Raw genomic sequence first — 12,776 nt, 5'->3', positions numbered from 1 at the left:
ATTGTCTAGGCTAGGATCGGTAACGGCTTTGGCCAAGGGACAGGTAGGGCAAGGAATGGCGCAGGAGGCAGACGTGACGCAGGGACCGCTCACTACGGAGGCCGGAGCACCGGTGGCCGACAACCAGAACAGCGAGACCGCGGGCGTCGGGGGCCCGGTGCTCGTGCAGGACCAGCTCCTCCTGGAGAAGCTGGCCCACTTCAACCGTGAGCGCATCCCGGAGCGTGTGGTCCACGCCCGCGGCGCCGGTGCCTACGGCACCTTCACGGTGACCGCCGACGTCACGCGGTACACGCGGGCCAAGTTCCTCTCCGAGGTGGGCAAGCAGACCGAGACGTTCCTGCGGTTCTCGACCGTGGCCGGCAACCTCGGTGCGGCGGACGCGGTGCGCGACCCGCGTGGCTGGGCGCTGAAGTTCTACACCGAGGAGGGCAACTACGACCTCGTCGGCAACAACACCCCGGTGTTCTTCATCCGGGACGCCATCAAGTTCCCGGACTTCATCCACACCCAGAAGCGCGACCCGTACACGGGTTCCACCGAGGCGGACAACGTCTGGGACTTCTGGAGCCTGAGCCCGGAGTCCACCCACCAGGTGACCTGGCTCTTCGGCGACCGCGGCATCCCCGCCTCGTACCGTCACATGGACGGCTTCGGCTCGCACACCTACCAGTGGAACAACGAGGCCGGCGAGGTCTTCTGGGTCAAGTACCACTTCAAGACCGACCAGGGCATCAAGAACCTCACCCAGGCCGAGGCCAACAGGCTCGCCGGCGAGGACCCCGACTCCCACCAGCGCGATCTGCGCGAGGCCATCGAGCGCGGCGACTACCCGAGCTGGACCGTGCAGGTGCAGATCATGCCGGCGGCCGAGGCGGCGACGTACCGCTTCAACCCGTTCGACCTCACCAAGGTGTGGCCGCACGCGGACTACCCGCCGATCGAGATCGGCAAGCTGGAGCTCAACCGCAACCCGGAGAACATCTTCGCCGAGGTCGAGCAGTCGATCTTCAGCCCCGCCCACTTCGTGCCCGGCATCGGCCCGTCCCCGGACAAGATGCTCCAGGGCCGCCTCTTCGCCTACGGCGACGCCCACCGCTACCGCGTCGGCATCAACGCCGACCACCTGCCGGTGAACCGCCCGCACGCCACCGAGGCGCGCACCCACTCCCGCGACGGCCTCCTGTACGACGGCCGCCACGGCGGTGCGAAGAACTACGAGCCGAACAGCTTCGGCGGCCCGGCGCAGACCGGCCGTCCGCTGTGGCAGCCCTACGACGGCTTCAGCGGGGGCACGGGCAACCACCCCACGCCCCTGCACGCCGAGGACAACGACTTCGTGCAGGCCGGCAACCTCTACCGGCTGATGTCCGACGACGAGAAGGAGCGCCTGATCGAGAACCTGGCGGGCTTCATCTCGAAGGTCTCGCGCGAGGACATCGTCGAGCGGGCGATCGGCAACTTCCGCAACGCGGACGAGGACTTCGGCAAGCGGCTGGAGGCCGCGGTCCAGGCCCTGCGCGGCTGATACACCCACCAGCACTGGATCGCTTGTCGAAGCGGGCCGGACCTCCTGAGCAAGGGGGTCCGGCCCGTTCGCGTGTCCGTCAGGCCGGCACCTGCTGCCGCAGCGGCGCCCAGCAGCGGATGATGTCGCGGACCGAGACGATCCCGACGGGTTCGTCGTGCTCCAGGACGATCAGATGGCGGAAGCCGCCGTGCGCCATCGCCTGGGCCGCTCCCTCCAGGGTCCAGGACGGCGCCGCGAAGACGACGTCGGTGGTGGTGTGGGCGTGAGCGTGTTCCGTGTCCGGGTCCTGGCCCAGGCCGACGGAGTTGAGGACGTCGCGTTCGGTGAGAATGCCGATGCCGCCGGCGTCGGGGTCGTGGACGACGGCCGCGCCCACCCGGCGGGCGGACATCAGCGCGGCGGCCTGGCGAAGGGTGTGGGTGGGGCCGATGGTGAGGACCACGGTGCTCATGGCGTCGCGGACGAGCATGGATGCAGCCACCTCCTGTGGGGTCCCCGCTCTGAGTTCACCTTGTTCACCGTTTCACAAATTCACAAGGGCGGGGCTTTCAGAGTGGCAGGCAAAGAGGGGGTCAACAAGAGGGCGCGTGAGGCTCAGCAGCGCTCGTTCAGGTACCCCAGGAGCTCGTCGTGGAGCAGGCCGTTGGAGGCGGCGGCGTTGCCGCTGTGCGGGCCCGGGCGGCCGTCGAGGCCGGTGAAGGTGCCGCCGGCCTCCGTGACGACGATGGCGTTGGCGGCCATGTCCCACAGGGAGAGCTCGGGCTCGGCGCACATGTCCACGGAGCCCTCGGCGACCATCATGTACGGCCAGAAGTCGCCGTACGCGCGCGTGCGCCAGACCTCGCGGGTGAGGTCCAGGAAGCCGTTCAGCCTGCCCTGTTCCTCCCAGCCGCTCAGCGAGGAGTACGCGAAGGAGGCGTCGCTCATCCGGGAGACGCGGGAGACCTGGAGGCGGCTCGCGGCGGAGAGGCTGCGGCCGGAGAAGGCGCCGTGGCCCTTCGCGGCCCACCAGCGGCGGCCGAGGGCGGGAGCGGAGACGACGCCGACGACGGGCTGGAAACCGCCCTCGCCCGCTTCCATCAGGGAGATGAGGGTGGCCCAGACGGGGACGCCCCGGACGTAGTTCTTGGTGCCGTCGATCGGGTCGACGACCCAGCGGCGGGGTCCGGTGCCCTCGATGCCGTACTCCTCGCCGAGGATCGCGTCACGGGGGCGGGCGCGCTGGAGCTGGCCGCGGATCAGTTCTTCCGCCGCCTTGTCCGCCTCGCTGACCGGGGTCATGTCCGGCTTGGTCTCGACCTTGAGGTCGAGTGCCTTGAAGCGGTCCATGGTGGCGGCGTCGGCGGCGTCCGCGAGGACGTGGGCGAGGCGGAGGTCGTCGTGGTAGTCGGGCATGTGGTGAACGGTATCCGCCGGTCGTCGCACGGGGCCACCGGGGGCGGAGGGCGGTCACGCGACCCTCACCTCCCGGCACACCGCTCCGCACCCCTTGACAGTGCCGCCGGGCGCGTCAAACCTGGGGCGCAGAGCCGGGGCCCTGGGAGGCGACGATGCCTGCAGCGCGGGAATCTCTGCTGGATGCCGCTTATACGGCGCTCGCGCGCCGGTCGTGGTCGGCGGTGCGGATGGTGGACGTGGCCGCCGCGGCCGGAGTGTCGCGGCAGACCCTCTACAACGAGTTCGGGAGCAAGGAGGGACTCGCCCGGGCCCTCGTGCGGCGGGAGGCCGACTCCTATCTCGCCGGTGTGGAGCGGGCCTTGAACACCCCGTCCGACCCGCGCGACCGGCTGACCGCCACCGCGGAGTGGACCGCCTCCGCCGCCCGCGACAACGCCCTCGTCCGGGCCATGCTCACCGGCTGCTGGGACGAGCGCCTGCCCTCGCCGGCCCTCTCGGCCGTGCCGTCCTCCTCCGCCGTACCGGCCCAGCGCCGCGCCGATGGCCCGCTGCCCTCGCCCGGCGACTTCGTCGGCATCGTCCGCGACCGTGCCGTGGCCGCCCTGTCCGCACCCGGCACGGGCACGCCGGACGGCGGCGAACTCGCGCGCTCCTGCGAACTCGTCGTCCGGATCGCGCTGTCGTGCGTCGCGGCCCCGCCGGGGGAGGGCGGGGTGGCCGACCTCGTACGAGGCGCCCTGCCCCGGCAGTTGCCGGTCTGAGGCGTCTCGTCTAGTGCGCCGAGCCCGACAGCTGCAGGCCGATGACGCCCACGATCACCAGGCTGATCGAGACGATCTTCAGCGTCGAGACGATGTCACCGAGGAAGATCATTCCGTAGATCGCGGTGCCGGCCGCGCCGATTCCGGTCCACACCGCGTACGCCGGGCCGACGTCGAGTTTCTTCAGGGACAGGGTCAGCAGGCCGAAGCTGCCGAGCGCGAAGACGCAGAACGCGATCGTCGGCCACAGTCTCGTGAAGCCGTGGGAGAGTTTCAGACAGACGGCGAACCCGGTTTCGAGCAGTCCCGCCACAACGACCAGCAGCCACGCCATGTGCTGTCCTCCCGTATCCCCGCATACTGTGACCGCTTCGTCAGGCTCTGGTCAGGGTCGCTCTTCCGGCTCGGTGCGATTATGCCCTTACCGGACTCGGGTGCGGACAAACAACGCGGAGGTCAGTCGCCTTCCGTGCGCTCCCTCGTCGCCAGCAGCCGGCGCAGCGAGTACAGCCGCGCCGGGTCCGCGTGACCCTCGGCCACCCAGGCGTCGAGAGCGCAGTCCGGCTCGTCATGACTGCACGCGCGCGGGCAGCCCTCGGTTCCCGCCACCAGGTCCGGGAAGGCGTTGATGACCCGGGACGGATCGATGTGGGCGAGCCCGAAGGACCGCACGCCCGGGGTGTCGACCACCCAGCCGTCGCCCCCCGCCAGCGGAAGCGCCAGCGCCGACGTGGTCGTATGCCGGCCACGGCCCGTCACCGCGTTCACATGACCGGTCAGCCGCCGCCGCTCCTCCGGGACCAGCGCGTTCACCAGGGTCGTCTTGCCCACCCCCGAGTGCCCCACGAACGCCGTGATCCTGCCGTCCAGTTCGGCCCGGACCCGGTCCGCCGCGTCGCCGTTCTCCAGCTCCTCGCGGCTGGTGACGACGTACGGGATGTCCAGGTGGCCGTAGAGCTCCAGCAGTGTGTCGGGCTGGGCCAGGTCCGACTTGGTCAGGACCAGCAGGGGGGTCAGGCCGCCGTCGAAGGCGGCCACCAGGCAGCGGTCGATCAGGCGCGGGCGGGGCTCGGGGTCGGCGAGGGCGGTGACGATGGCCAGTTGGTCGGCGTTGGCGACGACCACGCGCTCGAAGGGGTCGTCGTCGTCCGCCGTGCGGCGCAGCAGCGAGGTGCGCGGCGCGATGCGGACGATGCGCGCCAGGGTGTCCTTCTGGCCGGAGAGGTCGCCGACGATGGCCACCCGGTCGCCGACGACGGCGGCCTTGCGGCCGAGCTCGCGGGCCTTCATCGCCATGACGATCCGGTCGTCGACCAGGCAGGTCAGCCGGCCCCGGTCCACGGTGAGGACCATGCCCTCGACCGCTTCCTCGTGCTTGGGACGGATGTTCGTACGCGGCCGGTTGCCCTTGCGGTTCGGGCGGCTGCGGATGTCGTCCTCGTCGGTGTGCTTGCCGTAACGGCGCATGATCCCGGTCCGCCCGTCAGTTCCCGAGCATCCCGGTCCACAGTTCGGGGAAGTCCGGCAGGGTCTTGGCCGTCGTCGCCACGTTCTCGATCTGCACGCCCTCGACCGCGAGGCCGATGATCGCGCCGGCGGTCGCCATGCGGTGGTCCTCGTACGTGTGGAAGATGCCGCCGTGCAGCCTGCGCGGCCGGATGTGCAGACCGTCGGCGGTCTCGGTGACGTCCCCGCCGAGTTCGTTGATCTCCTTGGTGAGCGCGGCCAGCCGGTCCGTCTCGTGCAGCCGCAGATGCGCGACCCCGCGCAGCGTCGAGGGGGAGTCCGCGAGGGCGGCGACCGCCGCGATGCCCGGCGTCAGCTCGCCGACGTCGCTCAGGTCCACGTCGATGCCGTGCACGGCGCCCGAGCCGTTGAACTCCAGGCCGTACTCGGTCAGTTCGCAGGAACCGCCCATTTCGGTGAAGATCTCGCGCAGCCGGTCACCGGGCTGGGTGGTGCGGGACGGCCAGGCGGGGATCAGCACCTTGCCGCCGGTGATCAGGGCGGCCGCCAGGAACGGCTGGGCGTTGGACAGGTCCGGCTCGACGGTCAGGTCACGGCCGAGCAGCGCGCCCGGCGTGACCCGCCAGACGTTCGGCTCACCGCCCGACTCGGGGGTGTCCACCTGGGCGCCGACCGCGCGCAGCATGTCCACCGTCATCCGGATGTGCGGCACGGAGGGCAGCGTGGAGCCGGTGTGCCGGACCTCCACGCCCTGGTTGAAGCGGGGGCCGGACAGCAGCAGCGCCGACACGAACTGCGACGAGGACGAGGCGTCGATCTCCACCGGCCCGCCGTCCAGGGCGCCGCCGCCGTGCACGGTCAGCGGCAGCGCGCCGCGGCCGTCGTCGTCGATCCGGGCACCGAGGGCGCGCAGGGCGTCGATCACACCGTGCAGGGGGCGCTCGTACGACCTCGGGTCGCCGTCGAAACGGATGGTGCCGTCGGCCAGGGCGGCGACCGGGGGCAGGAAGCGCATCACGGTGCCGGCGTTGCCGACATCGACGGTGGCGGGGCCGCGCAGCCCCGCCGGGAGGATCCGCCAGGCCTCGCCGGAGCCGTCCGGGCCGACGCCCTCCTCGATCTGGATGCCCATGGCGCGCAGCGCGCCGGCCATCAGGAGGGTGTCGCGGGAACGGAGGGGGCGGCGGACCCAGCCGGGTTCGCTGGCCAGGGCCGCGAGCACGAGGGCTCGGTTCGTGACCGACTTGGACCCGGGCACGTGGACGGTCGCGTCGACGGCCCCGCGCGCGTGGGGGGCGGGCCAGAGGGCGGTTTGTGCGTCGTTCGGGGCCATGGACCCACTCTATAAGGACGCGGTTGTCCGGGTGCTGCGCCGTTGTGGCTGGTCGAGCCCGCGCGGCGGAGGCGTATGCGGAACCGGTCCCGCCCCCTCACCTGGGCTGGTCACGCCTCCAGCAGCCAGCGACCGCCCCCTATCAGCGAACACAGCGACACCGCGTGGAAGAGGAACAGCCACAGGCCCGCCGGTACGTGCGTCAGCCTCGACAACTGGTCCGCGTCCGAGTCCCCCGCCCCGCCCCGCGCCCGCTTCGCCTGTAGCTCGAAAGCGGGACGCACCCCGCCGATGAGCAGGAACCACACCACCGCGTAGGCGAACGCCGCCTGCACCTGGGGTCCCGCCAGCCACGAGACCACCACGAAGGTGCCGCCCGTCAGGACGACCGTCAGGGCGCCGTACGCGTTGCGGATCATGATCAGCATCGCCAGCAGCAGGGCCGTGGCCAGCCACAGCAGCAGGGTGATGCGGCCCGCGCCCAGCAGGGCCGCACCGCCCAGGCCGAGCAAGGGGGGAGCCGTGTACCCCGCCGCCGCCGTGAGGATCATGCCGAGGCCGTGCGGCTTGCCTCTGCTGACCGTGAGGCCGCTGGTGTCGGAGTGCAGCCGTATCCCGGTGAGCTGGCGGCCGGTGAGCAGCGCCACCAGGCCGTGCCCGCCTTCGTGGGCGATGGTGATCGCGTTGCGGGCGAGGCGCCACAGGCCCTGCGGCACGACCACGGCCACGGCGGCTGCCAGGGTCGCGATCACGACCCACAGGTCCGGTTCGCTCTGGGTGCCGACCAGTTCGTCCCAGAGAGAGGTCGCTGTGCTGCTGTCCATGTGTCCGGGGTGCTCCCTGTGTTCCTGCGGAGTCTGGCAGTGTGGCACGTATGTGCGGACGGTATGCATCGAGTCGTAGGCCCGAGGATCTCGCAGGAATCTTTGAGATCGAGAAGTGGGAGCCCGAGGAGACCCTGGAGCCGGACTACAACGTCGCTCCCACCAAAGAGGTCTACGCGGTCCTCGACCGCCCCGTGAAGGACGCCGGTGACCCGCGGCCGGTCCGGCAGCTGCGCAAGCTCAAGTGGGGGCTCGTCCCGTCCTGGGCCAAGACACCCGAGGGCGCCGCCCGGATGATCAACGCGCGGGCCGAGACGGTCCACGAGAAGCCGTCCTACCGCCGGGCCTTCGCCACCCGCCGCTGCATCCTGCCCGCCGACGGCTACTACGAGTGGGTCACCGGCAAGCAGGAGCGGGACCTGGAGGTCGAGGGCAGGAAGAAGCGGCCGCGCAAGCAGCCGTACTTCGTGCTCCCCGCCGACGGGTCGGTGTTCGCGATGGCCGGTCTCTACGAGTTCTGGCGCGACAAGACCCTCCCCGACGACCATCCCGGGGCCTGGTGGGTCACCTGTTCCGTGATCACCACCGAGGCGGAGACGACCCCGCTCGCCGTGGCCCCCGCCGAGGGCCCGCACGCGCTGGCCGAGATCCACCCCAGGATGCCGCTGATGCTCACCCCGGACCGCTGGGACGCCTGGCTCGACCCGGCCCGCACCGACGTCGACGACCTGCGCGAGCTGCTCGCCCCGCCGCCCGCCGGGCTGATGCGCGCCTACCCGGTGACCACCGCCGTCAGCAGCGTCCGCAACAACGGCCCCGAGCTGCTGAAGGAGCTGGAGGGCCCCGAGGAGGGCACACTCTTCTGATGTGACGACCGAGATCATCAGCACCGACGCGGGGGACGCCCGTATCACCTGGCACCCTGCGAAGAAGGCACGGCTCGTGCTCGCCGTCAGCCATGGCGCGGGCGGCGGCATCGAGGCACGCGACCTGAAGGCGCTCGCCGAGGTCCTGCCCGCGCACGGCGTGACCGTCGCCCGGGTGGAGCAGCCCTGGCGGGTGGCCGGCAAGAAGGTCGCCCCCGCCCCGAAGACCCTCGACACCGGCTGGCGGGGCGTCTGGCCCGCGCTGACCGCGCCCGGCCTGCCGGTGATCTCCGGCGGCCGCAGCGCCGGCGCCCGCGTCGCCTGCCGTACCGCCACCGAGCTAGGCGCCCACGCCGTCCTCGCCCTCGGCTTCCCGCTGCACCCGCCGGGCAGGCCCGAGAAGTCCCGCGCCGCGGAACTGCTCGGCGCCGGGGTGCCCACCCTGGTCGTCCAGGGCGGCAACGACCCCTTCGGCAGGCCCGAGGAGTTCCCCGACGGCTCCTACGAACTGGTCGAGGTGCCGTACGGCGACCACGGCTTCGCCGTGCCGAAGCGGGCGGGCATCACCCAGGAGCAGGCCGTCGAGGCCGTCACCGGCGCCGTGGTGCGGTGGACCCGGTCACGTGGGTGAAGCTTCGGGAATGTCGGGCTCCGGACCACTGTTGAGGCGGACATGAGTGCTGGCGACCAGCACCGACGTTCGTAGGAGAGGAAGTCCGCCGCATGGGTTCGACCTTCTGCCCGGCCCGCAGCAGTCGCAGCGATCTGGACTGGACCGTGCTGCACGCGGGCAAGACCGCTCCTATTCGAGGGGCGGCGGCAACGGGTAGTCGTCTATCCTCCGATTCTGGTGGCACCGGACTCGGTGCTGCCCGGAATCTTGAGGAGGTGGGTCCGGTCACCGGTACCGACGCAGGGACCGACAACGGCCAGGCGGAGCTGCCCGAGGGCCAGGGCGCGAGCACGGACACGCCCGCGGAGACCAGCGCCGAGCGCACCGCGCGCTTCGAGCGGGACGCGCTCGAATTCCTCGACCAGATGTACTCGGCCGCCCTGCGCATGACGCGCAACCCGGCCGACGCCGAGGACCTGGTGCAGGAGACCTACGCCAAGGCGTACGCGTCCTTCCACCAGTTCCGCGAAGGCACGAACCTCAAGGCCTGGCTGTACCGGATCCTCACCAACACCTTCATCAACTCCTACCGCAAGAAGCAGCGTGAACCCCAGCGCTCCGCGGCCGAGGAGATCGAGGACTGGCAGCTGGCGCGTGCCGAGTCGCACATGTCGACGGGTCTGCGCTCCGCGGAGTCGCAGGCGCTCGACCACCTGCCCGACTCGGACGTGAAGGAAGCACTCCAGGCGATCCCCGAGGAATTCCGCATCGCCGTCTATCTCGCGGATGTCGAGGGCTTTGCGTACAAGGAGATCGCGGACATCATGGGGACACCCATCGGTACGGTGATGTCCCGGCTGCACCGGGGCCGCCGTCAACTGCGCGGCATGCTGGAGGACTACGCCCGTGAGCGCGGGCTGGTCCCGGCGGGCGCCGGAGAGTCGAACGAAGCGAAAGGCTCGGGCTCATGAGCTGCGGAGAGCCGCACGAGACGGACTGCAGTGAAGTCCTGGACCACCTGTACGAGTTCCTCGACAGTGAGATGCCGGACATCGACCGCGACAAGTTCAAGCAGCACTTCATGGAGTGCTCGCCGTGCCTGGAGAAGTACGGGCTCGAAGAGGCCGTGAAGAAGCTCGTGAAGCGCTGCTGCGGTCACGACGACGTGCCGACCGACCTCAGGGCCAAGGTCCTGGGGCGGCTGGACCTGATCCGCTCAGGTCAGGCCGTGCCCGAGCACGATGTCACCGTGACCCCGCAGGACTCCTGACCTCCTGCCCCGGAACAGACGGTCGTCACTCGAACGTGCTAATCGGCGGGTGATACGCCCGCACTCTCCCCCCTGGCCGTCCTAGGCTCCGGAGCCCGGACAGGCATGGTCAGGGGAGGGGCACATGGAGGGGATTCCCGCGCGGGCGCGTGTGTACGTGGCCTGCGTCGCCCTCGGCGCCCTGCTCTGTCTGCTGCCGCTGCCGGCTCTCCGTACGCCCTGGTGGGCCGTCGCCCTCCTGGCCGCGCTGTACGCCGGCTGCGAGCAGATCGCCCGCCGGCGCTTCGCCGGCACCTGCTACCCGGTCCTGCTCGCCGGTGCCTTCCTGCTGCCCGCGCCCGCCGCCGCCCTGGTGGCGGTACCCGGTGCCCTGCTCTCCCAGGGCGCGGTGCTGCGCCGGGTGTGGCGGGCCGCCCAGCTGGCGCTCGCCGTCTGGGCCGCCGGCCGGGTGCACTGGGCGCTGGACGGGCGGGACGCGGTCGTCGCCCCCGACTTCCCGTACGCCCTGGCGCCCGCCGGGGCCGCGGTCCTGGCCTTCTGCCTGGTGCTCGCCCTGCTCGACGGGGGCATCCGCGCGCTGGCCGAGCGGGTGCCGGTGCGCCGGGCCTGGCGCGGGCTGTTCCTGCGCTCCCTCGCACCCGTCGCCGTGCACGGCCTCGCCGGGCTGATGATGGCCGTCCTGTGGCGCAGCCCCTACGGGCCGGTCGCCGCGCTGCTCGTGCTGCTGCCGATGTGCGTGTCCTGGTGGGTGTTCGCGCAGTACCACCGGGAGCGGGCCGCCCATCAGGCCACCATCCGGGCGCTGGTGCAGGCCGTCGACATCAAGGACGGCTACACCCGCGGACACAGCGAGCGCGTCGGGCAGGCCTCGATGATGATCGCCCGCGAGCTGGGCATGGACGCGGAGCGCGTGGAGGTGCTGCGGTTCGCCGGGATCCTGCACGACGTGGGCAAGCTCGGGGTGCCCACCCGGCTGCTGCGCAAGGACGGGCCCCTCACCCCCGAGGAACGGCGGATCATCGAGCTGCATCCGGAGTACGGCCACGAGATGGTGCGGGGCATCTCCTTCCTCGGCGAGGCGCGGGCCGCCGTACTCCACCACCATGAGCGGCTCGACGGGAGCGGCTACCCGTACGGGCTGGTGGGCGGGCAGATTCCCGAGCCCGCGCGGGTCGTGGCCGTCGCCGACGCCTTCGACGCGATGACGTCCACCCGGTCCTACCGGCGGGCCCGGCCCGTCCCCGCGGCCCTGGCGGAGCTGCAGCGGTGCGCGGGGTCGCAGTTCGATCCGGCGATGGTGTCGGCCCTGGTGCGGGTGATCGAGCGGTCCGGATGGCATCCGGAGGTCACCGCGGGCGAGGGGCGGGTGCCGGCGCAGGGCGCGCCGGTCGCCGGCCGGCCGGAAGCGCACCGGTGAACGCGTCCCGGCCCGGGTGGATCCGCGTCCTCATCCATGGCTCGGCCGCCCTGCTGGCCGCCGTCGCCCTCGCCGGCACCCTCTGGAACGGTCTGGAGGAACGTCCCGCCGCCCTCGCCTTCGGGCTGCTCATCACGGTGGGCGAGGTCGCCCGGTGGACCGGCGCCCAGGTCCGCGAGGCCGCCCCGCTCGGCGCCGCGGGCGCCCTGTCCTACGCCCTGCTCGGCGAGGAGGCGGGGCAGCCCACGCACCACGGCGTGCTCCAGGTCGTCACCGTCGTCGTCCTCGCCGCCCTCCTCGGCAGCGCCCCGCACATCGCCCGCGGCCGCAGCGCGGAGCCCGACCAGCTGGCGCGGCGGGTGCTCACCGTGGGCTTCGCCGCGGTCTGCTTCCAGCCCCTGTACAACCGGGGCGTCTTCGACGAGTGGAGCGGCGCCGCCTACGCGCTGCTGCTGCTCGCGCTGCTGGCCCTCACCGCCCTGTGCGACGCCGTGCTCGTCGCCGCGCTCGCGCACTCCAGGACCGGATGGCCGTTCGGCCCGCTGCTCAGGGACGAGCTGCGGGCGCTCATCGGCATCGGCTCGGCCGTCTGCGCGACCGGCGCGGTGATGGCGCTCGCGGTGGCCGTCGTCGGGCTGTGGGCGCTGCCCGTGTTCTGTCTGCCGCTGCTGCTCACCCAGCTCTCCTTCCGCCGCTACGCCGCCGTCCGCGCCACCTACCGGCAGACCATCGCCTCCCTCGCCCGGGCCACCGAGGTCGCCGGCTGCACCCCGCCCGGTCACGCCCGCCGGGTCGCCGCGCTCAGCGTCGCCGTCGGCCGGGACCTCGGCCTGGCCGGGGCCGACCTCACCGTGCTGGAGTACGCGGCGCTGATGCACGACATCGGACAGCTCAGCCTGGTCGACCCGGTCCCGGGCGGCGCCACCGCCGGCCTGCCCGCCGCCGAACAGCGCAGGATCGCCCTGCTCGGCGGTGCCGTCGTCCGCCAGACCGGTGTCGACGGCTCGGTCGCCGTGGTCGTCGAGCGGCAGGCCGACCCCTACCCCGAGCAGCCGGTGGCCGCGCGGATCGTACGGGCGGTGAACGCCTACGAGGAGAAGGCCCAGGGCGCCGGGCCGGGCGGGCCGCTGACGGCGCTGGAGGAGCTGAGACTGGGCACCGCGGGCGACTACGCGCCCGAGGTCGTGGAGGCGCTGGCCAGAGTGCTGTCAAGAGACTGTCTGACCCTGGGTCCGGTGGGGTAACCCATGGGTAATGAGCGCCCCTCCAGCGGTACGTGGTTGGATGCGAAAGGGA

14 protein-coding genes are annotated in these 12,776 nt (G+C 71.9%); 8 read left to right on the top strand and 6 right to left on the bottom strand.

From position 1 onward, the window contains the following. The first annotated feature begins 73 nt into the window (after window positions 1-73). Window positions 74-1,528 carry a catalase gene (locus ACWD1Z_RS00970; protein ID WP_451114425.1) on the top strand — a complete coding sequence of 485 codons (1,455 nt, stop codon included), beginning with the start codon at window positions 74-76 and terminating at the stop codon, window positions 1,526-1,528. Between the two features lie 79 nt (window positions 1,529-1,607). On the opposite strand, the gene ACWD1Z_RS00965 is transcribed toward ACWD1Z_RS00970, so the two are convergent. Both ACWD1Z_RS00965 and hisN read right to left on the bottom strand, forming a co-directional pair. After that, the gene (locus tag ACWD1Z_RS00965; RefSeq protein ID WP_451114423.1) at window positions 1,608-2,000 is read right to left on the bottom strand and encodes a CBS domain-containing protein; all 393 of its coding nucleotides are present in this window, start codon (window positions 1,998-2,000) and stop codon (window positions 1,608-1,610) included. Between the two features lie 125 nt (window positions 2,001-2,125). After that, complete coding sequence (gene hisN, locus ACWD1Z_RS00960) at window positions 2,126-2,926, bottom strand: histidinol-phosphatase (protein ID WP_451114422.1); 801 nt, start codon at window positions 2,924-2,926, stop codon at window positions 2,126-2,128. Between the two features lie 155 nt (window positions 2,927-3,081). Here hisN and ACWD1Z_RS00955 point away from each other — a divergent pair, with 155 nt between their 5' ends. Beyond that, entirely contained in the window at window positions 3,082-3,690 is a 609-nt protein-coding gene (locus ACWD1Z_RS00955) for a TetR/AcrR family transcriptional regulator (protein ID WP_451114421.1), read from the top strand. Between the two features lie 10 nt (window positions 3,691-3,700). On the opposite strand, the gene ACWD1Z_RS00950 is transcribed toward ACWD1Z_RS00955, so the two are convergent. From ACWD1Z_RS00950 to ACWD1Z_RS00935, 4 genes are all read right to left on the bottom strand, one after another. Beyond that, window positions 3,701-4,024 carry a DMT family transporter gene (locus ACWD1Z_RS00950; RefSeq protein ID WP_250075801.1) on the bottom strand — a complete coding sequence of 108 codons (324 nt, stop codon included), beginning with the start codon at window positions 4,022-4,024 and terminating at the stop codon, window positions 3,701-3,703. Window positions 4,025-4,146: 122 nt separating this feature from the next. Next, on the bottom strand, window positions 4,147-5,157 hold the full coding sequence (rsgA, locus tag ACWD1Z_RS00945) for a ribosome small subunit-dependent GTPase A (protein ID WP_451114419.1): 1,011 nt from the start codon (window positions 5,155-5,157) through the stop codon (window positions 4,147-4,149). A 16-nt stretch (window positions 5,158-5,173) separates the two neighbouring features. Continuing rightward, entirely contained in the window at window positions 5,174-6,490 is a 1,317-nt protein-coding gene (aroA, locus tag ACWD1Z_RS00940) for a 3-phosphoshikimate 1-carboxyvinyltransferase (protein ID WP_451114417.1), read from the bottom strand. Window positions 6,491-6,600: 110 nt separating this feature from the next. Beyond that, window positions 6,601-7,314, bottom strand: coding sequence for a M50 family metallopeptidase (locus ACWD1Z_RS00935; protein WP_451114415.1), 714 nt, complete (start codon window positions 7,312-7,314; stop codon window positions 6,601-6,603). 50 nt (window positions 7,315-7,364) lie between these two features. Between ACWD1Z_RS00935 and ACWD1Z_RS00930 the strand changes: the two genes are divergently transcribed. From ACWD1Z_RS00930 to ACWD1Z_RS00905, 6 genes are all read left to right on the top strand, one after another. Then, the gene (locus ACWD1Z_RS00930; protein WP_451114414.1) at window positions 7,365-8,180 is read left to right on the top strand and encodes an SOS response-associated peptidase; all 816 of its coding nucleotides are present in this window, start codon (window positions 7,365-7,367) and stop codon (window positions 8,178-8,180) included. A 1-nt stretch (window position 8,181) separates the two neighbouring features. Continuing rightward, window positions 8,182-8,811 carry an alpha/beta hydrolase family protein gene (locus ACWD1Z_RS00925; protein WP_451114412.1) on the top strand — a complete coding sequence of 210 codons (630 nt, stop codon included), beginning with the start codon at window positions 8,182-8,184 and terminating at the stop codon, window positions 8,809-8,811. 257 nt (window positions 8,812-9,068) lie between these two features. Continuing rightward, window positions 9,069-9,764: a sigma-70 family RNA polymerase sigma factor gene (locus ACWD1Z_RS00920; RefSeq protein WP_451114410.1), complete on the top strand. Its 696-nt coding sequence runs from the start codon at window positions 9,069-9,071 to the stop codon at window positions 9,762-9,764. Next, entirely contained in the window at window positions 9,761-10,063 is a 303-nt protein-coding gene (gene rsrA, locus ACWD1Z_RS00915; RefSeq protein WP_451114408.1) for a mycothiol system anti-sigma-R factor, read from the top strand. The genes ACWD1Z_RS00920 and rsrA overlap by 4 nt, the downstream gene beginning before the upstream one ends. Window positions 10,064-10,187: 124 nt before the next feature. After that, a complete protein-coding gene (locus tag ACWD1Z_RS00910) occupies window positions 10,188-11,480 on the top strand; it encodes an HD-GYP domain-containing protein (RefSeq protein WP_451114407.1) in 1,293 nt (430 codons plus the stop codon). Beyond that, a complete protein-coding gene (locus ACWD1Z_RS00905; RefSeq protein ID WP_451114405.1) occupies window positions 11,396-12,724 on the top strand; it encodes an HD-GYP domain-containing protein in 1,329 nt (442 codons plus the stop codon). Before ACWD1Z_RS00910 ends, ACWD1Z_RS00905 begins: the two co-directional genes overlap by 85 nt. The last annotated feature ends 52 nt before the right edge of the window (window positions 12,725-12,776 follow it).

Source organism: Streptomyces sp. NPDC002784, from assembly GCF_053592135.1.
Note: the sequence above shows the minus strand (reverse complement) of the source record. Positions and strands in the feature narration are given on the sequence as shown.